Raw genomic sequence first — 20,592 nt, 5'->3', positions numbered from 1 at the left:
GCCGCCCGGGACGCCCTCACTCGAAGGCGAGGGTCTCCGTGATGCGCCGCGCGGCGCGCTCGGCCTCCTTCTCGGGGTCGGCGCCGGTGAGCACCTCGGTCATGTACTCCTTGATCGGGTTGTCGGCCTCGACCACGCTCCACCGGGGCGTGGCCGGGGTCGCCCGGCCCCGTGCGGCGCCGGCCGCCATGGCCTCCAGGCCCTCCTCCCCCGCGACCGAGCCGGCGAGGTCCGCCTTGTTCGGCACGTAGTTCATGGTGCGGGCGAGGTCGGTGTTCCAGCGGGCACCGGTGAGGGCGGCGACGACCTCGACGGCGGCGTCCTCGGCGTCCGTGTTGGCCGGGACGACGAGGTCGGAGCCGCCGGTGAAGACGGCGCCGGGGCGGCCGGCCTCCTTGCCGGGGACGGGGAAGTAGCCGATCTTGTCCTCCAGTCCGGGGTTCTGCTGGAGGATGGCGCGGACCAGTCCGGGGACGGCGACGATCTGGGCGACCTTCCCGTCGGCGAACACCCCCGCCTGCGGCGGATGTTCCTCGTCGGCGTCGACGGGGCCGTCGCCGAGCTGCTGGAGCCGGCGGTAGAAGTCCATGCCGCGCAGGGCGGCCTCGCTGTCGAGGGCGCCCTTCCACACGCCGTCGCGTTCGGTGGCGAGTTCGCCGCCCTCCTCCCAGATGAATCCGGCGAGCGTGTACCAGTCCTGTCCGGCGAGGTAGACACCCTGGGTGTCGCCGGTGTCGAGCCGCTCGGTGACGTCCAGCCACTCCTCGCGGGTCCTCGGCGGGGTGACGCCGGCCGCGCGGAACAGGTCCTTGCGGTAGACGACGACGCGGTTGGCGGCGTACCAGGGGATGCCGTACTGCTGGGAGCCCCAGCGGCCGGGTTCGGCGAGGCCGGGCAGCCAGTCGTCGCGGCCCCAGTCGCGCATGGACTCCAGGGTGAGGTCGAGCAGCCCGTCGCTCTCGGCGTAGGCGGACACCTGGGTGTTGCCGACCTCGATGACGTCGGGCCCGTCGGGGTCCCTGCCGCGCAGGGCCCGCTGGACCTTCTCGCCGATGCCGGTCCATTCCTGGATGCGGATGTCGAGGTCGAGTGTCTCGTGCTCGCGTTCGAACTCCGCGGTGAAGCGGTCCAGGAAGTCCTGCGAGGCGCTGTGCTGCATCAGCCACACGGTGACGGTGCGCCGCTCCGCCGCGCTGTCGGACATCACCCCGCAGCCGGTGAGCAGGGAGGCGGACACACAGACGAGGGCGAGCAGACGGCGTCTCACGTGGGGTCCTGTTTTTCTGTCTGGCGGACAGGGCGGGGCCCGGCGTGGGGGGCGAGCCGGAGCTCGGACGGGCGCCCAGCATCTTGGTATGGACCAATGCCCGGGTCAAGGCCGCCAGGCGAACGGGGCCGACACCTCGCGCCCCGACCCGGCGTGGGGCACGGTGGAGTGACGTGTGCCACTGGCGGTGGAGCCGCCGTGAGAGGAGCAGAACATGTCGAACCACACCTACCGGGTCACCGAGATCGTCGGCACCTCGCCCGACGGCGTGGACGCCGCCGTCCGCAACGGCATCGAGCGGGCCTCTCAGACGCTGCGCCATCTGGACTGGTTCGAGGTGACGCAGGTGCGCGGGCAGATCGAGGAGGGGCGCGTCGCGCATTACCAGGTGGGCCTGAAGGTGGGTTTCCGGCTGGAGGAGACGGACTGAGCCGCCGCACGGCTCAGGTACGGCCCTCGCGCTCCTGCGCGTCCTTCAGCTCGCCCGACGGCGTCGCCCAGCGCGCGTGGACGACGGTGAACCCGGCCCGGCGGGCGTCCTCGCAGACCAGCTCGTCGTCGTCGACCAGCATCCGCACCTGACGGGTGCGGGCCAGGCGGCGCAGCACGGCCAGCTTGGTGAACCGGGCGGGCCGCCGGTCGGCGTTGCCGCGCATGTGCAGCTCCCCCTCGGGCAGCCCCTGCGCGGCCAGCCAGTCCAGGGTGTCGCGGCGGCATCGCCCGGGCCGGCCGGTGAGGTAGACGATGTCGCACGTCTCGGCGCTCTCCCGCACCAGCGCGATCCCCTCGGCGAGCGGCGGGTCCTGCGGCGCGGCGGCGAAGAAGCCGTCCCAGTCGCGGGGCCTGCGCTCGAGGAAGTGCTGGCGGTGCGCGGTGCCGGCGAGGGTGTTGTCCAGGTCGAACACGGCCAGCGGACGCTGCGCGCGATCGGTGCGGTGGGTCACCCTCCCACCCTAGAGCGGCGCCCCAGGAATCCTGGCGGCTCCCCCGTGTTGAACCCGGTATGAGTTCCGTGATCGCCGCGACCCGCTTCTCCGTCCTCGACCGCTCCCGGGTGCGCGAGGGGCACACCGCCCCCGAGGCCCTGAGGGACACGGTGGATCTGGCGCGGGAGGCGGAGCGCCTCGGGTACCACCGGTTCTGGGTGGCCGAGCACCACGGGGTGCCCGGGGTGGCGGGTTCGGCGCCGACCGTGCTGGCGGCCGCGGTCGCCGGGGCGACCCGCACGATCCGCGTCGGCACCGGCGGGGTCATGCTGCCCAACCACCGTCCGCTGGTCGTGGCCGAGCAGTTCGGCGTGCTGGCCTCGCTGTTCCCGGACCGGATCGACATGGGTCTGGGCCGCTCGGTGGGGTTCACCGACGGGGTGCGCAAGGCGCTCGGGCGCGACAAGGGCGACGCGGAGGACTTCGCGGGCCAGCTCGACGAGCTGCTCGGCTGGTTCGCGGGGACCTCCCCCACGGGGGTGCGTGCCCGGCCGTCCGAGGGGCTGACCGTGCCGCCGTTCGTGCTGGCGATGGGCGAGGGCGCGGACATCGCCGCCCGCGCCGGGCTGCCGATGGTCATCGGCGACCTGCGCGACCGCGAACGGATGCGGCGCGGCGTCGACCGCTACCGCGAGCGGTTCCGCCCGTCCGCCTGGGCGGAGGAGCCGTACGTGGTGATCTCCGGGACGGTGGCGGTGGCGGACACGTCCGAGCGGGCCCGGCGGCTGCTGGTGCCGGAGGCCTGGTCGATGGCGTACTCCCGCACACACGGCGCCTTTCCGCCGCTGCCGCCCGCCGAGCGCGTCGAGTCCCTCGCCATGAGCGCCAAGGAGCGCGGCTTCTACGAGGCGGGGCTGGCCGGGCAGCTCGCCGGCACCGCGGAGGAGGTGCGGCGGGAGCTGGAGGCGGTACTGAAGGACACCGGCGCCCAGGAGGTGCTCGTCACCACCAGCACCCACGACCGTGAGGCGCTGCTGGACTCCTACCGGCGGCTCGCCGCGCTCGCGGGGCTCGACGACGGCGCGACGCGCCGGTGAGGACACCGGCGCGTCGTGGGGAGAGCGGGGACGGGGCCCTACCGTTCGCGGCCCCGGCCCGGGACGTCACGGCCACGGCCGGGGACGTCGCGCCCCTTGCGGCCGGACTCGTCGGTCATCTCCGTCTCGGCCTCGATGCGCTCCTTGCGCACCCGGCCGCGCACGGTCTCGTTCGTGACCGTCTCCTCGGTGGTCATCCGGACGCGCTCGACCGGCACGGCCTCGGTGGTGACCACGGGGCGCTCCTCGTGCAGCGTGACCTCGTGCTGGTCCTCCTTGAAGGCGGGACCGGACAAGGCGTCGTCACGGTTGGCGTCCGTGATCGGCTCGCGCTCCACGCGTACTTCCTCGTGGCGGACCGGGACGGTCTGCTGGACCTCCTCGGTCACCACGTACTTGCGCAGCCGCGCGCGGCCGCTCTCGTGGCGTTCCACGCCGACGTGCATACGCTCCTCGGAGCGCGTCATCGCGTCGTCGGTGCCGCGCGCGCCGGCCTCGCCGCGGTGGGACCTGGCGCCGGCCGCGCCGGACCGTTCGGCGGTGGTGCCCTTGGCGCCCGCCGCGGAGGACATGCCGCCCTTCGCGCCCGTCGTCCCGGCCGCACCGGACGTGTCCGACGTGTCGCCGCGGCGTCCGGTCGCCGCACCCGCGGCACCGGCCGCTCCGGCCGCGCCCGCGGCGCCGGCGGTTCCGGTGGTCCCGGCCCGGCCCGTCGTGCCGCCGCTGTCCTTGGGGTCGCCGAGGACGTTGTCCCAGTTGATGCCGTAGTACTCGTAGAGCCGGTGCTCCTCGTCCACCGACAGGTGCCCGCCCGCGTCGATGTCCACGCTGGGCGCGCCCTTCACCTTGTCCTTGTCGTAGGGCACCTCGAGGTGGTCCTGGACCAGGGAGGCGTCACGGATGGGTACGAACGACTCGCTGGAGCCGAACATCCCGGTCTTGACGGTCACCCACTCGGGGCGTCCACTCGCGTCGTCGAGGAAGACGTGCTTCGCGTCGCCGATCTTGTTGCCGTCCCCGTCGTACACGGGGTGATCCAGCAGGATCGAGATCTCTTCGCGGGTGATCATCTGTCATCACCCTCCTCTCGGGTCACTCCTCTCCGGTTCTCCTGATCAGGAGGTAAAAAACGGGACGAAAGTGATTAAACGCACTTTATTTTCCACAGCGCGACACAAGGGTGTCCGGGAACGCGAGACGGGGCCGGAAGGAGCACCTTCTCCCGGCCCCGCCCGTCCGCACCTGCCGGCGAACGTCCGTGGGAGCGGCTACCGCTTGCCCGCCTTGCGGGTCGCCCGCAGCCACTCCTTGTTCATGCCCGTGATGGACGTCAGCGGGATGCCCTTGGGGCAGGCGGTGGCGCACTCCCCCGCGAGGGTGCAGCCGCCGAAGCCCTCCTCGTCCATCTGCGCCACCATGTCCAGCACCCGGGTCTCCCGCTCGGGGGCGCCCTGCGGCAGCACGTTCAGGTGGTTGATCTTGGCGGAGGTGAACAGCATCGCCGCGCCGTTGGGGCAGGCGGCGACGCAGGCGCCGCAGCCGATGCACTCGGCGTGTTCGAAGGCGAGGTCCGCGTCCGGCTTCGGCACCGGGGTGGCGTGCGCCTCCGGGGCGGAGCCGGTGGGCGCGGTGATGTAGCCGCCGGCCTGGATGATGCGGTCGAAGGCGGAGCGGTCGACGACCAGGTCCTTGATCACCGGGAACGCGGCGGCCCGCCACGGCTCGATGTCGATGGTGTCGCCGTCCTGGAAGGACCGCATGTGCAGTTGGCAGGTGGTGGTGCGCTCGGGCCCGTGGGCGTCGCCGTTGATGACCAGCGAGCAGGCGCCGCAGATGCCCTCGCGGCAGTCGTGGTCGAAGGCGACCGGGTCCTCGCCCTTGAGGATGAGCTCCTCGTTGAGGGTGTCGAGCATCTCCAGGAAGGACATGTCCGGGGAGACGTCGTCCACCTCGTACGTGGACATGGCGCCGTCGGCGTCGGCGTTCTTCTGGCGCCAGACGCGCAGGGTGAGCTTCATGCGTAGCTCCGCTGGGTGGGGTGGACGTACTCGAAGACCAGGTCTTCCTTGTGCAGGGTCGGAGCCTCGCCGGTGGCGGTGAACTCCCAGGCGGCCGCGTAGGAGAACTCGTCGTCCTTGCGGGCCGCCTCGCCGTCCGGCGTCTGGGACTCCTCACGGAAGTGCCCGCCGCAGGACTCGGTGCGGTGCAGCGCGTCGAGGCACATCAGCTCGGCGAGCTCCAGGTAGTCGACGACGCGGTTGGCCTTCTCCAGGGACTGGTTGAACTCCTCGCCGGTGCCGGGGACCTTGATGCGCCGCCAGAACTCCTCTCGGATCTGGGGGATGCGCTCCAGGGCCTTGCGCAGTCCGGAGTCGGAGCGGGCCATGCCGCAGAACTCCCACATCAGCTCGCCCAGTTCCCGGTGGAAGGAGTCGGGGGTGCGGTCGCCGTCGACGGACAGCAGCAGGTTCAGCCGGTCCTCGGTCTCGGCCAGCACCTCCTGCACCGCGGGGTGCTCCCCGGCCACCTCGTCGAGCTTCGGGTTGCGGCCGAGGTAGTCGTTGAGGGTCGCCGGCAGCACGAAGTAGCCGTCGGCCAGGCCCTGCATCAGCGCGGACGCGCCGAGCCGGTTGGCGCCGTGGTCGGAGAAGTTGGCCTCGCCGATGGCGAACAGGCCCGGAACGGTGGTCTGGAGGTCGTAGTCGACCCACAGGCCGCCCATCGTGTAGTGCACGGCGGGGTAGATCCGCATCGGCACCTCGTACGGATCCTCGTCGGTGATCCGCTGGTACATGTCGAAGAGGTTGCCGTACTTGGCCTCGACGGCCTCCCGGCCCATGCGCCTGATGGCGTCGGCGAAGTCCAGGTAGACGCCCTGGCCGCCGGGGCCCACTCCCCTGCCCTCGTCGCAGACGTTCTTCGCGGCGCGGGAGGCGATGTCGCGGGGCACCAGGTTGCCGAAGGAGGGGTAGACGCGCTCCAGGTAGTAGTCGCGCTCGTCCTCGGGGATCTGCGCGGGCGGGCGGGTGTCGCCCTTGGCCCTGGGCACCCAGATGCGGCCGTCGTTGCGCAGCGACTCGCTCATCAGGGTGAGCTTGGACTGGTGGTCGCCGGTGCGCGGGATGCAGGTGGGGTGGATCTGGGTGAAGCACGGGTTGGCGAAGTACGCCCCGCGCCGGTGCGCGCGCCAGACGGCGGTGGCGTTGGAGTTCATGGCGTTCGTCGACAGGTAGAAGACGTTGCCGTAGCCGCCGGTCGCCAGCACGACCGCGTCCGCGAAGTACGTGGAGATCTTCCCGGTGATCAGGTCGCGGGCGACGATGCCACGGGCCCGGCCGTCGACGACGATCAGGTCGAGCATCTCGGTGCGCGGGTGCATCTCCACGTTGCCGGCGGCGATCTGCCGGCTGAGCGCCTGGTAGGCGCCGAGGAGGAGCTGCTGGCCCGTCTGGCCGCGGGCGTAGAAGGTGCGGGACACCTGGACGCCGCCGAAGGAGCGGGTGTCGAGCAGGCCGCCGTACTCGCGGGCGAAGGGCACGCCCTGCGCGACGCACTGGTCGATGATCTCCACGGAGATCTGCGCGAGGCGGTGGACGTTGGACTCGCGGGCGCGGAAGTCGCCGCCCTTGACGGTGTCGTAGAAGAGGCGGTGGACGGAGTCGCCGTCGTTGCGGTAGTTCTTCGCGGCGTTGATGCCGCCCTGCGCGGCGATCGAGTGGGCGCGGCGCGGGGAGTCCTGGTAGCAGAACTGGACGACGTGGTAGCCCTGTTCGGCGAGCGTGGCGCCGGCGGAGCCGCCCGCGAGTCCGGTGCCGACGACGATGACGGTGTGCTTGCGCCGGTTGGCGGGGTTGACCAGCTTGGCCTCGAAGCGCCGCTTGTCCCAGCGCTCGTGGACGGGGCCCGCCGGGGCCTTGGTGTCGGCTACCGGGTCGCCGGTCGTGTAGTCGGTGTACGAGGTCATGGTCAGCTCACCACTCCGGTCATGACGCCCACGGGAACGGCGAGGAAGCCGGCCGTGAGCAGCAGCGCAAGGGCGTTGGCGGTGGTCTTCAGGGCGCGGTCGCGGGTGCGGCTGCCGGCGCCGAGGGTCTGGGCGGCGCTCCAGAAGCCGTGCCGGACGTGCAGGCCGACGGCCAGCATCGCGACGATGTAGATGGTGTTGCCGTACCAGGTGGAGAAGGTGTCCACGACGTTCTGGTAGGGCTTGCCGGACTCGAAGCCGCCGGAGTGGACGGTGCCGGTGGTCAGGTCGAGGAGGTGCCAGACGATGAACAGGGCGAGGATGATCCCGCCCCAGCGCATGGTGCGCGTGGCGTAGCTCGCCCGCGCCTTCTTGTGCACGTACTTGGTCGGGCGGGCCTTGATGTCGCGGCGGCTGAGCTGGTACGCGGAGACGGCGTGTGCCACCACGGCGAGGACCAGCACCACGCGGACGACCCACAGCGTCCACTCGTAGTGCATGAACGGTTCGCCGACCGTCCGCAGCCAGTGGGCGTAGTGGTTGAACTCGCCCGCCCCGAAGAAGATCTTCAGGTTTCCGATCATGTGGACGACCAGATACAGCAGCATGATCAGGCCGCTGACCGCCATCACTGCCTTCTTGCCGACGGTCGAGTCCCACACGCTGCGTGCCATGGACGGCCGTCGGTCCGTCCGCGTTGCCAGAGCCATGTCACCAGACGCTAGGGCCGGAGGGCCTCATCGGTCCAAGACATGGTGCGGCTGGATTCGATAGGGCCGCCCTATCATGGCTGGATGCAGTTCCAGCAGCTCCAGTACTTCGTGGCGGTGGCCGAGACCCGCCACTTCACCCGCGCCGCCGAGCTGGTCCACGTCGCCCAGCCGTCCTTGTCGCAGCAGATCAAGGCGCTGGAGCGGGAGCTGGGGGCGGATCTGTTCCGGCGGGCGCGCGGCAACATCACGCTGACCGACGCGGGCGAGGCGCTGCTGCCGCTGGCCCGGCGCATTCTGGCGGACGCGGAGACCGCCCGGCACGAGGTGCAGGAGGTGGCGCAGCTCCGCGGCGGCCGCGTGCGGCTCGGCGCGACCCCGAGCCTGTGCACGGGCCTGCTGCCGGACGTGCTGCGCGCCTTCCACGACCGCTATCCGGGCGTACGGCTGCTGATCGAGGAGGGCGGCTCGCACGACCTCGTGCGCGAGCTGGCGCGCGGGGCCCTGGACCTGGCCCTGGTCGTGCTGCCGCTGCCGACGCCCTCCCCCGCGCTGACCACGGTGGAGCTGTTGCGGGAGGACCTGGTGGTGGTCTCCTCGCCGGACGCGCCCCGCCCCGGCCGGGGGCGACGGGCGGTGCGCGTCGCCGACCTGGAGGGCGAGCGTCTGGTGATGTTCCGGCACGGCTACGACCTGCGGGAGCTGACCGTGGCCGCGTGCCGGGCGGAGGGGTTCGAGCCGGAGTTCGCCGTGGAGGGCGGGGAGATGGACGCGGTGCTGGGGTTCGTCCGGGCGGGGCTGGGCGTGGCGGTGGTGCCGCGCATGGTGGCCGCCCGCTCCGGCCTGGGCCTGCGCGTCACCCCCCTGGCCCGCCCGGGCCTGCACCGCACGATCGCCCTGGCCCACCGCAGCGACGTGGCCCCGCCGCGGGCGGCACGGGAGCTTCAGGGGATGCTGCTGGAGCGGTGAGCGCCGGCTCCGGGCGGGCCCGGGCGACGGTCCCGGAAGGTGGCGCGGACCGAGCCGACCCGCTCGCCCTGCCCGAGGACCGGTGCGGAGGCGAGGTCGCGAAGGGTGTCGTCGGCGTCCACGTCGCCGTCGAGACGGCGCAGCGCGGCGACCCTCATCACGGGCCGGGAGCGGTGGGAACCGTCGGCGATCCTGAGCGCGACCGCCGAGCCGTCCGGCAGGCCGAGCGCGTGGACGCGTCTCGGAGCCGTCCTCGGCGTCTGCGCCCGGCAGGCCCCTCTTCCAACGCCCTCAGGGGCGCGGGGAACTGCGCGCCCGGCCCGGACGGACCCGCACAGGCCAGGGCACCTGAGGCGGCACCGGCGTGCCCCGGCGGTCGGTCACCGTGAGCACCTCATCCCGTCGCGTCCACCAAGGCCAGCTCGTGCAGCCGCTCCGGCGGGCCCGGGCGGGCGTAGTACCAGCCCTGGGCCGTGTCGCAGCCGAGGATGCGCAGCTGCTCGGCCTGGGCGCCGGTCTCCACTCCCTCCACGGTGACCGCGAGGTCGAGGTTGTGGGCGAGCGAGACGATCCCCTCGACGATCTTGAGGTCGACCGGGTCGGCGGGGAACTGCTGCATGCTCTGGGTGAAGGAGCGGTCCAGCTTGAGGACGCTCACCGGGAGCCGGCGCAGGTTGGCGAGGTTGGAGTAGCCGGTGCCGAAGTCGTCGAGGGCGATGTCGACGCCCATCTCGGCGAGCCGACGCAGCGGCTTGAGCAGGTCGTCGTCGGCGCCGATGAGCGCGGACTCGGTGACCTCCAGGCACAGCGCGTCCGGGGCGACGCCGGTGCGCTCCAGGATCTCCACCGTGTCCTGGACCAGGCCCGGGTGGGTGAGCTGGCAGGGCGACAAGTTCACGTTGATGCGCAGCGGGCCGAGCGCGTCGCCGCCGTTGGCGTCGCGCCACGCGCGGGCCTGGCGCACCGACTGCTCCAGCACCCACCGGCCGAGCGGAACGATCAGCCCGGTGTGCTCGGCGAGCGGGATGAAGCGGTCCGGGGAGAGCACCCCGTGCTGCGGGTGCAGCCAGCGCACCAGCGCCTCGGCGCCCCGGACGCTGCCGTCGCCGAGGTGCACCAGGGGCTGGTACTCGATGAAGAACTCACCGCGGTCCAGGGCGGTGGGCAGCGCCGTGGTGAGGCCGTGCCGGGTGATGGCGCGGGCGTCGGCCTCCGGGTCGGCCAGCTCGAAGCGGTTGCCGCCGGCCGCCTTGGCCCGGTACATCGTGATGTCGGCGCTGCGCAGCACCTCCGCCGCGCTGCGCTCCCCCGCGGGACCCTCGACGATGCCGATGCTGCCGCGGACGGTGAGCTCCCGGCCGTCGATGCCGATCGGGGCGAGCAGCGCGTTCATGATGCGGCCGGCCAGCTCGTCGACCGTGCGGCGGGTGTCGGTGCCGGTGGTGAGGGCGACGAACTCGTCGCCGCCTAGCCGGGCCACCATCTCGCCGGGCGCGGTGGCGCAGGACTGGAGGCGGTCGGCGACCTCGACGAGCAGCCGGTCGCCGGCCGCGTGGCCGAGGCTGTCGTTGACGGTCTTGAAGCCGTCCAGGTCGAGGTAGCAGAGGCCGAACCGCTGCCCGGGTCCGGCCGCGAGGGCCTTCTCCAGACGCTCGAAGAAGAAGGTGCGGTTGGGCAGCCCGGTGAGCGCGTCATGGGTGGCCTCGTAGCGCAGCCGGAGGTTGAGCAGCCGTCGCTCGGTGGTGTCCTCCATGAGGGCGAGCTGGTAGTGGGGTTCGCCGTCGGCGTCGCGCAGCAGGGAGACGGTGAGGTTGGTCCACAGGACCGTTCCGTCGGGGCGGTAGAAGGCCTTCTCGACGTGGTAGTGCTCGCGCTCGCCGCTCACCAGCTCCTCGTAGAGCCGCCAGGTCTGCGGGGCGTCGTCGGGGTGGGTCCAGTCGCGGACGTTGCGGCCCAGCAGGGCCTGCTCGGTCAGGCCGAACATGCGGGTGAGGGCGCCGTTGACCTGGAGGACGTTGCCGTCGAGGTCGGCGATGCCGATCCCTATGGCCGCGCCTTCGAAGACCGCGCGGAACCGGGTCTCGGTGGCGTGCAGGGCCTGGGCGACCACGCCCTGTGCCTGCAGCGCGGCCTTGGCGATGGCCTCCTGCTCGGCCAGCGTCCGCTCGCGCAGGGCCTGGGCGAAGCCGGCCGCCATGGCGTGCTGGAGGCGCGCGCTGCGCGTCCTGAGGGTCTCGCGGTCGCCGTCCTCGTCGCCGCAGTAGAGGACGAGGTAGGCGTCGACGCAGTCGAGGGTGCGGCTGAGCGCCTCGGGGTCCGTGCAGTGCGCCTCGACGAGCGCCGCGCCGGCCTCGCGGCCCGCCTCCGCGTCGAAGGAGCGGGCGCGCAGGGCCTCGCTCAGCCGCCGGGCGACCGGGAGCAGCCGCTCCTCGAACTCGGGGCGGGTGGCGGCGGTCGAGGTCACCGGGTACACGGCCCGGCTCCAGATCGTCGCGAACCGGCGCAGTCTGCCCTCCGGCGCGTCCGGCTCCGCGTTCACGCCGTACGCCCCACGCCCGCGAGACCGGAGAAGGCGTAGGGATCCTCGTCCTCCGGTGCGGTGTCGGGACGCCATCGCGGCATCGGCACCAGTCCGGGTTCCACCATGTCGTACCCCTCGAAGAACCGCGCGATCTCGTCGCGCGTACGCATGATCAGCGGGTTGCGCATGTCTCGGTACACGTCGACCGCCCCCTCGGCCCGCTCCGGCGGCAACGGGATCCCCTCGTACGTCGCATGGGTGAGCACCAGCATGCTCCCCGGCGCCAGGGCCCCGCGCAGTTCGGCCACCGCCCCGTACGGGTCGTCCGCTTCTTCCACGAAGTGAAGTATGGCAACGAGAAGGAGCGCGACCGGCCGATTCAGGTCGATCAGCCGGCCGACTTCGTCACTGCCGAGAATGTCCCGCGGCTTGCGGAGGTCGGCGGCGAGCACGTCCGCGCGGTCGTTGCCCTCCAGCACGACTTTGCTGTGCGCGACCGCCACCGGGTCACGGTCCACGTACATCACCCGCGCCTCGGGGTCGGCCGCCTGGGCCACCTCGTGCACGTTCCCGAACGTGGGGATGCCGGAGCCGATGTCGAGGAACTGGGTGACTCCCTCGCTGACGGCGAAGCGCACCGCCCGCCGCATGAACGCCCGGTTCGCCTGCATGACCTTGGGCAGTCCCGGCATGAACTCCATGGCCTTGCGGGCGGCTTCCCGGTCGACCTCGAAGTTGTGCGAACCGCCCAGGTAGTAGTCGTACATCCGGGAGACACTGGGCACCGTGATGTCGATGCTCCGTGGGGCCCAGGCGGGACGCTCCATGTATCTCTCCAAGGCGTAGGCGATCCGGTGTTCGAGCAGAGGCTACTGATCGCCCGCCAACAGGGCGACCCCAAACGGAAATTGACCATCCGTTCCCGGTCACTGCCTCTGGCACGTGCCTGCTTTGCGGATGCACAGGATCGTCACGTGACGTGATCACGACACTCCAGAGGGTTCCGGCGCGCGGGAGGAACCCGGGAAAAGCGGTCCGCCCCTCCGCGGATCGCGGAGGGGCGGACTCGGGGCCGGCGGCGCCGGGGTCGGCACCCTGGGGAGGTCGTCACTTCTCCGGCGCGCCGACCGGCTTCCCGTCGGGCCGTACGGCGTACCAGGTGCCGCCCACGCCCTGACCGTTGGTGTCGCCGGGGGCCTTGTCCCCGGCGAAGGTGTAGATGGGCCAGCAGTTGATCGTCTGCTGCTCGGCGCCGTCGGGCCGGGTGAAGGTCATGTAGCCCTTCTTCTGGATGCCCTTGGTGTCGTCGAAGTCGACCGGAGAGACGACCGGCCACTTCTTCACGCAGTCTCCGGCGCAGTTCGAGACGGGCTCCGGCCACGCCTCGTCCTTCATGAAGCGGTAGACCGTCATGCCCTTCTCGTCGACGACGATCTCGCCGAGCTTGGAGTCCTCCCGGGTCGACAGCCCCGGCAGATCGGCCGACTGCGCCTTCTTGCCCTCCGGGGTGAACGCGAACCACTTGCCGCCCACGCCCTGGCCCTTGACGTCCCCGGCGTTCACGTCCTTGGCGTACCGGTACGCCGGCCAGCCGTCCACGGTGAGCTGCTTGGTGCCGTCGGCGCGGGTGATCTCGCCGAGCAGCGCCTTGTCGATGCCCTCACCGGCCGAGGCGTCGTCCGCCGGCACCGGCGGCCAGGTCTTCGCGCAGTCCCCGTCGCAGTTGGACTTGGGCGGGTTCGCCGAGTCCTGGTCGAACCGGTAGAGCGTCAGGCCCAGTTCGTCGGTCACCACCTTGCCGAGCTTGGCGTCGGTGGCCACGTTCAGCTGCCCCGCCGTGTTGGCCGGCTGGCTCGGGGCCGGCGAGTTCTGGCCCGCCTGCGCGCCGCTGCCGATGCCGCCGAGGTCGCCCGGCGCCGTGACCCCCACGTTCTGACTGGAGGGCGGCGGGGTGTCCTGACCGCACGCCGTCGTCAGGGTCAGCACCGCCGCGGCGCTCACCACCAGTGAGGCGGTCCGCCAGGAGGTCTTCATCGTCAACTCCAGATGATCGCAGAGGTGTCGCAGCGCTCTGCCGCGCCGCCGCTCGACGATGGGTACGCACGGCGGCACACGTTGTGTTCAACGGCGGCCTGTTTTTCTTTTCTTAACTCCTTCGTGGCATTCCCCTCGCTCTCGCGCGTGGGACGGCCCCGGACGACTCATGATCTTCGTCGTGCAAGCACTCGTACCGACCCAAACCCGTACCGCGGCGCGCGCGTTGGCCGTGGTGACGCTGTTGTGGGCGCTCGCCGGCGCACCCGGCCAGGCGGCGGCGGACGCCTGCGCGTACGCCTCGACGGGGCCGGACGGCACGGAGGCGGTGGCGATCGCGGGCCACATCGACTGGGACGTCCCGCCCTGCTCACCGCCGCCTCCGCCACCGCCCCCCACCCCCACGCCGACCCCCACACCCACGCCGACGCCGACCCCGACTCCGCCCCCTCCTCCACCGCCGCCCTCGCCGACGCCGGCCCCTCCGAAGCCGAAGCCCACCCCCACCGTGCGGCCCGTCGCGCCACCCGCGGCGCGCCCCGCTCCGCCGCCTCCGCCGACGCCGACGGTCAGACCGCGCCCGACGCTCCGCCCGGCGCCGCCGCCCCCGCCGCCGAAGCCGTCCGCGACGCCGAGCCCCCGCCCGTCCCTGCGGACCGTCACCTACCCGCGCCACCGCGCGACCGAGGTGAGGCGGCAGACCCGGAGCACCACGTCACCTCTCGTCTTCGTCCTGCTCATCATCACCCCCGCGGTGGTCGCCGTGGCCGCCCTGCGTCCGCGCTGACGACCGCCCGCGCGACCGATCGCCCCTCTCTTCCTGGAGGCACCTCTTGCCGGAATGGCTTGTTCTCACCCTCGCCATGCTCGCCGCCTGCTCCGTCGTGGTGATCATCACCCTCCTGAGGCACCGGAGGGCGGCCGAGGACGAGGACCCCAGCGAGACACCGGACGTCATCGAGTACATGACGATGTGGATCGGCGTCGTGTACGCCATCGTGCTGGGCCTCGCCATCGCCGGTGTCTGGGAGGGCCGCAGCGCCGCCCAGGACAACGTCCGGGCCGAGGCGGTCGCCCTGCACGAGGTCTCGGAGCGGGTACGGGTCTACCCCGCCGAGATCCGCGACCGGATCCGTGACGATGTCAACGCCTATGTCGGACACGTCGTCACCACCGAGTGGAAGACCATGGCCGACCACGACCGGCTGACCGACGAGGGCACCGAACTGCTCGACCGGCTGCGCCGGGACGTGACCGACTACGAGCCGCGCACCGACTTCGAGGCACAGGCATACCAGCCGCTGGTGGACCAGGTGGCCGCCGCCGACCAGGCGCGCAGCGCCCGCGCGGAGTCGACCGGGGCGACCATGCCGGGCGTGGTGTGGTTCGGCCTGGTCACCGGGGCCGTGATCACCATCGGCATGATCTTCGCCCTGCAGATCCGGCGCACCCGCCGCGAACTGATCCTCGCCGGGCTGTTCTCGGCGCTCATCGCCTTCCTGCTGTTCCTCATCTGGGACTTCGACGCGCCCTACAGCAGGGGACTGGCCGCGACGGCCGATCCGTTCCTGCGGCTGTTCCCGGAGGTCAAGAGCTAGAGCTAGGGTCTTTCGTTTGGATCCAGCCGGATCAGGGAGCGGGGTCCGGTGCCGTGCATCGCAAGGCGGAGGAGGGCGGCAGGGCGGAGCCCTGACAACCGACGACAACGCGGCGAGGCGCGGTGCCAGGGCCCGCGAGCCCGGCCTGATCCAAACGAAAGGCCCTGGGGAGACGGCACGGCTGCCGCCCCCGGCCGGCAGCGGTCGGGGGCGGCCGTCACACAGGGGCCTCGCCGGTGTTCATCGCCGTACGCCGAACTCCCCGGTCAGCGCTCCGATTCCCACCGTCCAGGTCCCCGTGGCCGCCCGGCGGACGGTGAAGCGCACCGTCACTTCCCCACCCGGGCGGACGGTGACGTCCTGGCGCTGCTCCGGCTCGCCGGCCACCGTCAGCACGGCGGTGTACGTGCCCGTCGCCTCGCCCACGTTCCTCACCCGCGCCGTCACCCGGACCGGGGCGCCGGGGCGCACCCGGGGCGGTGTCACCGTCAGGCCGTGCGGAGCGAAGCGCGCCTCGGGCCCGGCGACCAGGTCGTGGACGAAGACGTCCGAGTGACGGTTGGTGTCGTCGCCGACCAGGTTGGCCGAGGTGCTCTCGAAGGCGACGTACCGGCCGTCCCCGCTGAGCGCGGGCAGTGCGGACGCCCCGTCTCCCCCGGCGCCCTCCGGGCCGTCCGACACCCGGACCGTGGTCCCGGCCTCACGGTCGCGCACGAACACGTCCGCCATCCCGTTGGTGTCGCCTGGAGCCAGGTCGGCCGCGTAGCTGTAGAAGGCCACCTTGGTGCCGTCCGCGCTGAGGGAGGGCGCGTAGGCCCACTCGTCGGCGGGGGTGCCGTCGCCGGCGACGTCGACCCGCTCGTTCTTCCCGGTGCGCAGGTCGTGGACGTACAGCCGCCAGTCGCTGTCGAACACGACCACGCTGCCGTCACCGCTGATCTTCGGCGCGGTGTGGGGGCCGTCGGGCCCGTCGACCAGGCGGGTCGTGCCGGTCTGCCGGTCGTACAGGAAGACGTCGGCGGCGCCGTCGGTGTCGCCGGGCACGAGGTTGTCCGCCGTGCTCTGGAAGGCGATCCACCGGCCGTCGGCGCTGATCGTCTGCTCGCGGGACGGGCCGTTGCCCGCAGCGCCGTCGGGGGCCGCGGAGACGCGGACGGTGGTGCCGAGCTTCCGGTCGCGGAGGAAGACGTCCGTGGTGCCGTTGGTGTCGCCCGCCACCAGGTTGCCGGCCTCGCTGTTGAAGACGGCCCAGCGGCCGTCGGCGCTCAGCGACGGGGCCGAGGAGAGGCCGTCGGCCTGGGTGCCGTCCGAGGCGACCGAGACCCGTTCGGTGACGCCGGTCGTCCGGTCGTGCACGAAGGCGTCGGTCTCCCGGTTGGTGTCCCCGGACACCAGGGTGGTCGCGCCGCTGCTGTAGCCGACGTACCGGCCGTCGGCGCTGAGGGTCGGCGTCAGGGAGAAGTCGTCGCCCTCGGTGCCGTCCGAGGCGACCGACACGCGTGCGGTGGTCCGGCGGTCCCGGTCGGTGACGAAGATGTCGAGCGTGCCGTTGGTGTCGCCGGGGACCAGGTTGGAGGCCGCGCTCGCGAAGGCGACGACCTGGCCGTCGTCGCTGACGTCGGGCCACCAGGCCTCCCCGTTCGGCTGGTTGCCCTGGCCGCTGAGGGACACCCGCTCGGTGGCGGCGGGACGCGGCAGCGCCAGGTCGGCGCGGCGGGCGCCGGAGCGGCCGTCCACGGTCACGGTGAGCGGGCGGGACCGGGAGATGCCGGGCGCGACGGCCGTCAGACGGTGGGTGCCTGCGGGCACGTCGCGGATCGTGTAGCGGCCGTGCGCGTCGGTCACCGCGGTCAGCGTGTCCGGGACGTCCAGCACGCTGACGGTGGCGCCCGGCACGGTCGTCCCCGTCGGCCCGTACGTCACCGTCCCGCTGACCGTCGCCCAGCGGGTGCGCGCGAGCTCCAGGCGCACGTCGGTCCAGCGGTCGGCGCGCACCCGCTCCCGGGTCACGGTGTCCTGGTATCCGAAGCGGGACAGCGCGAGGTCGTGGCTGCCGGGGGCGAGGCGGAGCGAGAAGCGGCCCGCCGCGTCGGTGGTGACCGTGCGACCGGTGTCCGTGCGGGCGACGGCGACGCCGGCCAGCGGCTTGCCGCTCCGTCCGTCGGTGACCGTGCCGCGCACCCCGCTGTTCAGGGCCGCCTCGGTCACCGCCGCGTAGGCGTCGATACGGCCGTGTCCGTAGCGCGGGTTGGGCAGGGCGCCGTAGCGGTCGTCGGCGCGGGAGGTGCCGGTGAGGATCGCGAGGGCCTCGTCGACGGTGAGGTCCGGCCGGGCCTGGAGCATGAGGGCGACGGTGCCGGACACGTGCGGGGTGGCCATCGAGGTGCCGTCGAGGGTGCCGTAGCCGCCGTCGGGGAGCGCGGACAGGACGTCGACGCCGGGTGCGGAGACGTCGGGCACGACGTAGGTGTCGGGCCATTCGGCGGGCGGGGTGCTCCAGTTGCTCTTGTGGACGACCTCGCCGCAGGAGAAGTCGGCAACGTTGTCGTCGGCGTCGGTCGCGCCGACGGAGACGGCTTCGAAGACGTTGCCGGGGGCGGCAGAGCCCTGGAGGCACTCGTTGCCGATGGCGAAGGCGGGGAAGGCGCCGGCGCGGGCGATGTTGCGGGCCGGTTCGACGAGTTCGTCCGCGTAGCCGTCGGAGCCGAGCGACATGCTGACCACGTCGGCGGGTTTCCCGGCGGGGGTGCCGTCGGCGGCGTAGGGGGCGATCGCCCACTGCATGCCGGCGATCACCTGGGCGAGGCTGCCGCGTCCGCCGGGTATGACCAGCCCGCCCATGAGTTCGGCGCCGGGCGCCACGCCGATCCGGGTGCCGGAGGCGTCGCCGCCCGCGACGGTGCCGGCGACGTGGGTGCCGTGGTAGGCGCTGTCGTGCGGCAGGGAGCCCGGGACCGGGCGCCCGTCGGCGTCGAACTCGATCCAGCCGCCGGGGTGGGCCGGGTCGGCGGAATCCGCGCCGGCGAGCTTGCCCGAGAGGTCGGGGTGCGCGATGTCGATGCCGGTGTCGAGGACGGCGACGCGGACGCCGGCGCCGGTGAGTTTCCGGTCGTCCTGCGCCTTGTCGGCTCCGATCTTGGCCAGACCCCAGGTGGTGGCTCCCGCGGTGGCACGGGCGACGGCCGCGGCGCTCTTCTCCGGGGTCTCGCCGGGCGGGGTCTCCAGGGTGAAGTTGGGGATGACCCGCTCGACGGGGGCGAGCGCGGCCAGTTGGCGGAGGGTGTCCGGGGTGGCCCGGACGAGCACCATGTTCTTCAGCCAGAAGGTGTTGAGGACCCGGTCGCCGTTCGCCTCGACGAGGTCCACGACCGGGGCCTGGTCGGCGGCGGTGCCCCGGGCGAGCGCGCGGCGCACCTCCGTGGCGGTGCCGTCGGGGAGGGAGCCGGCGGCGCTGCGGAGGACGACGGCGGCCTCGACGCGGCCGTCGCCGCGGGCCTCGGCGGCGTCCATGCGGGCCAGCACGGCGGTGTCGATCTTGGCGTGGGCGCCCGCCGGACGGGACGGTCCGGCGGGGGCGGCGTGCGCGGTCGCGGGTGCGGCGGTCAGCGCGGTGGCGCAGATGCCGAGCACGGACAGCAGGGATCTGTGGCGGTGTCGTCCGCGGCGCGGACGGGACGGGAGCGGCATGGGGGCACTCCTTCTTGTGGCGCGAGGTGCGCCGGGGGAACGGGGGAGGCAGGTGACGAAGCTCGTCGAACGCTGACATCCGCCGCGGACGCCTGACAAGATCGACCGGCGGCGACTTCCCGTCAGGCGGCGGGAAGACGACAGCGGACGGAGGGGCGGGAGCGTGCTGGAACCGATCGGCCTGGACGAGCGCGGCGAGGCGCTGTACGACGCGTTGATCCGCAGGACCCGGGCCACGGCGGCGGAGCTGGCGGCCGACTGCGGTCTCACCCCGCGGGCGGCCGCGCGGGTGCTGCGGTCATTGGTGGACCTCGGGCTCGCCTCGGCCGGACGGGGACGGCCCGTCCGCTACGCCGCGGCGCCGCCCGACAGCGCGCTGGAGGCCGTGCTGCGGGAGAAGGAGCGGGCCTTGAACGGCGTTCGTTCCCAGGTCGCGGACCTGATGTCGCTGTACCGGGCGGGCAGCATCTTCGCGCACCCCGGCGACCTGGTCGAGGTCGTCTCCGGCCGGGACGAGGTGAACCGCCACTGGACGCAGATGCAGCGGGCCAGCCGCATGCAGGTGCGCGGCTTCGACTGCCCTCCGTACGCGGCTGCCGCGGGCCATCGCGAGTCCAATCCGGTCGAGCTGGAGCTGCTCTCCCGGGGTGTGAAGTACCGGGTGCTGTACGACAGTTCGGTGCTGGAGATGCCGGGCTGGCTGGAGGACGTGACCGCGGGGATACGGCTGGGGGAACAGGCGCGCATCGCCACGGGGCTGCCGACCAAGCTCGCGATCTGCGACGACCGGGTCGCCATGCTCCCCCTGCTGCGCCCCGGCGACGACTCGGTCACCGCCTCGTACGTCGTCCACCCCTCTCCCCTGCTGGACGCGCTTGCCGCCCTGTTCGAGGCGGTGTGGGAACGCAGCGTGCAGATACGCCCGTCGGTGCCGCCCGTGGTGGGGGACCTGCCGGAGCGGCTGTCGCCGGACGAGGAGAAGCTCCTGACCCTGCTGGCGTCGGGGGCCACCGACAAGGCGGCGGGGCGGTCCCTCGGCTGGAGCGAGCGCACGGTGCAGCGGCACATCACCAAACTGCTGCGGCGCTTCGGCGCGCAGACGCGCTTCCAGCTCGCGATGGAGGCCACCCGCCGGGGCTGGATCTGACCCGTCCCGCGCGCACGACCGCGCCCCGGAACACCGTCAGGGTCCGGGGCGCGGGCTTCGGGCACGTGCGGAACGGGAGACCGAGGGGAACAGCGCCTCAGATCCGCTTCTCGGCGCGGCGGCGCATCCAGAAGAAGCCGCTGCCGGCGACCGCGGCGGCCACCAGCGACCCGCCGATCGCCATGTCGGTGGGGGTCGCGCCGGTGGTGCTGCTGCCGCCGATGCCGCCGCGGACACCGCCGATGACGGTGAAGGCGGCCGGACGGGTCAGGCTGCGTCCGGAGCAGTGGACGGTGATGTCGTAGGGACCGGGACGGGCGTTGTCGTCGATGGTGGCGGTGCCCCTGGCGGTGTCGTTGCCCCTGGCGGTGTCGTTGCCCCTGGCGATGTCGTTGTGGTTGTTGACGGGCGTCAGGTTCGTCCGCTGGAAGGCGTTCGAGGTGGCGTGGCCGCCGTGGGGGCAGCCGTCGACGGTGATGGTGAGCTGGCCGCCCCGGGCGATGACGCCGGGCTGGGCGACGATGTTGGACGGGTTGGCCACCCGTCCGCCGTCCGCGACGGCCACCGGGGCGGCGACCCCGAGGACGGCGACCGCGGCTCCGGCGGCCGCAAGGGCACGTGTCTTGCGCATGTGATCCTCCGCGGGAGACGCCCCGGGTCCCGTCCCCGGTC

General features: G+C 72.7%; 17 protein-coding genes. 5 read left to right on the top strand and 12 right to left on the bottom strand.

Features of this window, described 5'->3' with window-relative positions:
• Window positions 1-16: 16 nt before the first annotated feature.
• Window positions 17-1,267, bottom strand: a complete 1,251-nt coding sequence (locus MTR79_RS13840) for an extracellular solute-binding protein (protein WP_244790414.1) — start codon at window positions 1,265-1,267, stop codon at window positions 17-19.
• A 214-nt stretch (window positions 1,268-1,481) separates the two neighbouring features.
• Here MTR79_RS13840 and MTR79_RS13835 point away from each other — a divergent pair, with 214 nt between their 5' ends.
• The gene (locus tag MTR79_RS13835) at window positions 1,482-1,697 is read left to right on the top strand and encodes a dodecin (RefSeq protein WP_048454993.1); all 216 of its coding nucleotides are present in this window, start codon (window positions 1,482-1,484) and stop codon (window positions 1,695-1,697) included.
• A 13-nt stretch (window positions 1,698-1,710) separates the two neighbouring features.
• On the opposite strand, the gene MTR79_RS13830 is transcribed toward MTR79_RS13835, so the two are convergent.
• Window positions 1,711-2,211, bottom strand: a complete 501-nt coding sequence (locus MTR79_RS13830; protein WP_086700446.1) for a hypothetical protein — start codon at window positions 2,209-2,211, stop codon at window positions 1,711-1,713.
• A gap of 59 nt (window positions 2,212-2,270) precedes the next feature.
• Between MTR79_RS13830 and MTR79_RS13825 the strand changes: the two genes are divergently transcribed.
• On the top strand, window positions 2,271-3,290 hold the full coding sequence (locus MTR79_RS13825) for an LLM class flavin-dependent oxidoreductase (RefSeq protein ID WP_086700444.1): 1,020 nt from the start codon (window positions 2,271-2,273) through the stop codon (window positions 3,288-3,290).
• 38 nt (window positions 3,291-3,328) lie between these two features.
• Here the strand turns inward: MTR79_RS13825 and MTR79_RS13820 are convergent, their stop codons facing one another.
• The 4 genes from MTR79_RS13820 to MTR79_RS13805 form a co-directional block, all read right to left on the bottom strand.
• Window positions 3,329-4,360, bottom strand: coding sequence for a PRC and DUF2382 domain-containing protein (locus tag MTR79_RS13820; RefSeq protein ID WP_086700443.1), 1,032 nt, complete (start codon window positions 4,358-4,360; stop codon window positions 3,329-3,331).
• A 198-nt stretch (window positions 4,361-4,558) separates the two neighbouring features.
• Window positions 4,559-5,308 carry a succinate dehydrogenase/fumarate reductase iron-sulfur subunit gene (locus tag MTR79_RS13815; RefSeq protein WP_086700441.1) on the bottom strand — a complete coding sequence of 250 codons (750 nt, stop codon included), beginning with the start codon at window positions 5,306-5,308 and terminating at the stop codon, window positions 4,559-4,561.
• A complete protein-coding gene (locus MTR79_RS13810; protein WP_244790412.1) occupies window positions 5,305-7,254 on the bottom strand; it encodes a fumarate reductase/succinate dehydrogenase flavoprotein subunit in 1,950 nt (649 codons plus the stop codon). The genes MTR79_RS13815 and MTR79_RS13810 overlap by 4 nt, the downstream gene beginning before the upstream one ends.
• 2 nt (window positions 7,255-7,256) lie before the next feature.
• Window positions 7,257-7,928 carry a succinate dehydrogenase gene (locus MTR79_RS13805; RefSeq protein WP_086700438.1) on the bottom strand — a complete coding sequence of 224 codons (672 nt, stop codon included), beginning with the start codon at window positions 7,926-7,928 and terminating at the stop codon, window positions 7,257-7,259.
• A 120-nt stretch (window positions 7,929-8,048) separates the two neighbouring features.
• On the opposite strand from MTR79_RS13805, the gene MTR79_RS13800 reads away from it, so the two are divergent.
• Window positions 8,049-8,933, top strand: a complete 885-nt coding sequence (locus MTR79_RS13800; protein WP_048455000.1) for a LysR substrate-binding domain-containing protein — start codon at window positions 8,049-8,051, stop codon at window positions 8,931-8,933.
• Here MTR79_RS13800 and MTR79_RS13795 read toward each other — a convergent pair.
• The 4 genes from MTR79_RS13795 to MTR79_RS13780 form a co-directional block, all read right to left on the bottom strand.
• Window positions 8,909-9,124 (bottom strand): hypothetical protein, encoded by a 216-nt coding sequence (locus tag MTR79_RS13795; RefSeq protein WP_244793161.1) that lies wholly within the window; start codon window positions 9,122-9,124, stop codon window positions 8,909-8,911. The two genes, MTR79_RS13800 and MTR79_RS13795, sit on opposite strands and share 25 nt — an antisense overlap.
• Window positions 9,125-9,327: 203 nt before the next feature.
• Entirely contained in the window at window positions 9,328-11,472 is a 2,145-nt protein-coding gene (locus tag MTR79_RS13790) for an EAL domain-containing protein (RefSeq protein ID WP_086700437.1), read from the bottom strand.
• Window positions 11,469-12,281 (bottom strand): SAM-dependent methyltransferase, encoded by an 813-nt coding sequence (locus tag MTR79_RS13785; RefSeq protein ID WP_086700435.1) that lies wholly within the window; start codon window positions 12,279-12,281, stop codon window positions 11,469-11,471. Before MTR79_RS13785 ends, MTR79_RS13790 begins: the two co-directional genes overlap by 4 nt.
• Before the next feature lie 280 nt (window positions 12,282-12,561).
• Window positions 12,562-13,488 (bottom strand): SCO0930 family lipoprotein, encoded by a 927-nt coding sequence (locus MTR79_RS13780; protein ID WP_086700434.1) that lies wholly within the window; start codon window positions 13,486-13,488, stop codon window positions 12,562-12,564.
• Window positions 13,489-14,321: 833 nt separating this feature from the next.
• Between MTR79_RS13780 and MTR79_RS13775 the strand changes: the two genes are divergently transcribed.
• Entirely contained in the window at window positions 14,322-15,086 is a 765-nt protein-coding gene (locus tag MTR79_RS13775) for a DUF4239 domain-containing protein (protein ID WP_078894909.1), read from the top strand.
• Window positions 15,087-15,326: 240 nt separating this feature from the next.
• Here MTR79_RS13775 and MTR79_RS13770 read toward each other — a convergent pair whose 3' ends face one another.
• Entirely contained in the window at window positions 15,327-18,773 is a 3,447-nt protein-coding gene (locus tag MTR79_RS13770; RefSeq protein WP_244790410.1) for a S8 family serine peptidase, read from the bottom strand.
• A 163-nt stretch (window positions 18,774-18,936) separates the two neighbouring features.
• Between MTR79_RS13770 and MTR79_RS13765 the strand changes: the two genes are divergently transcribed.
• On the top strand, window positions 18,937-19,920 hold the full coding sequence (locus tag MTR79_RS13765; RefSeq protein ID WP_244790407.1) for a helix-turn-helix domain-containing protein: 984 nt from the start codon (window positions 18,937-18,939) through the stop codon (window positions 19,918-19,920).
• A gap of 97 nt (window positions 19,921-20,017) precedes the next feature.
• Here MTR79_RS13765 and MTR79_RS13760 read toward each other — a convergent pair whose 3' ends face one another.
• Window positions 20,018-20,551: a hypothetical protein gene (locus MTR79_RS13760; protein WP_244790405.1), complete on the bottom strand. Its 534-nt coding sequence runs from the start codon at window positions 20,549-20,551 to the stop codon at window positions 20,018-20,020.
• Window positions 20,552-20,592 lie beyond the last annotated feature (41 nt).

It is taken from the genome of Streptomyces sp. BJ20 (genome assembly GCF_022869105.1).
Lineage (GTDB): Bacteria > Actinomycetota > Actinomycetes > Streptomycetales > Streptomycetaceae > Streptomyces > Streptomyces griseoincarnatus.
Note: the sequence above shows the minus strand (reverse complement) of the source record. Positions and strands in the feature narration are given on the sequence as shown.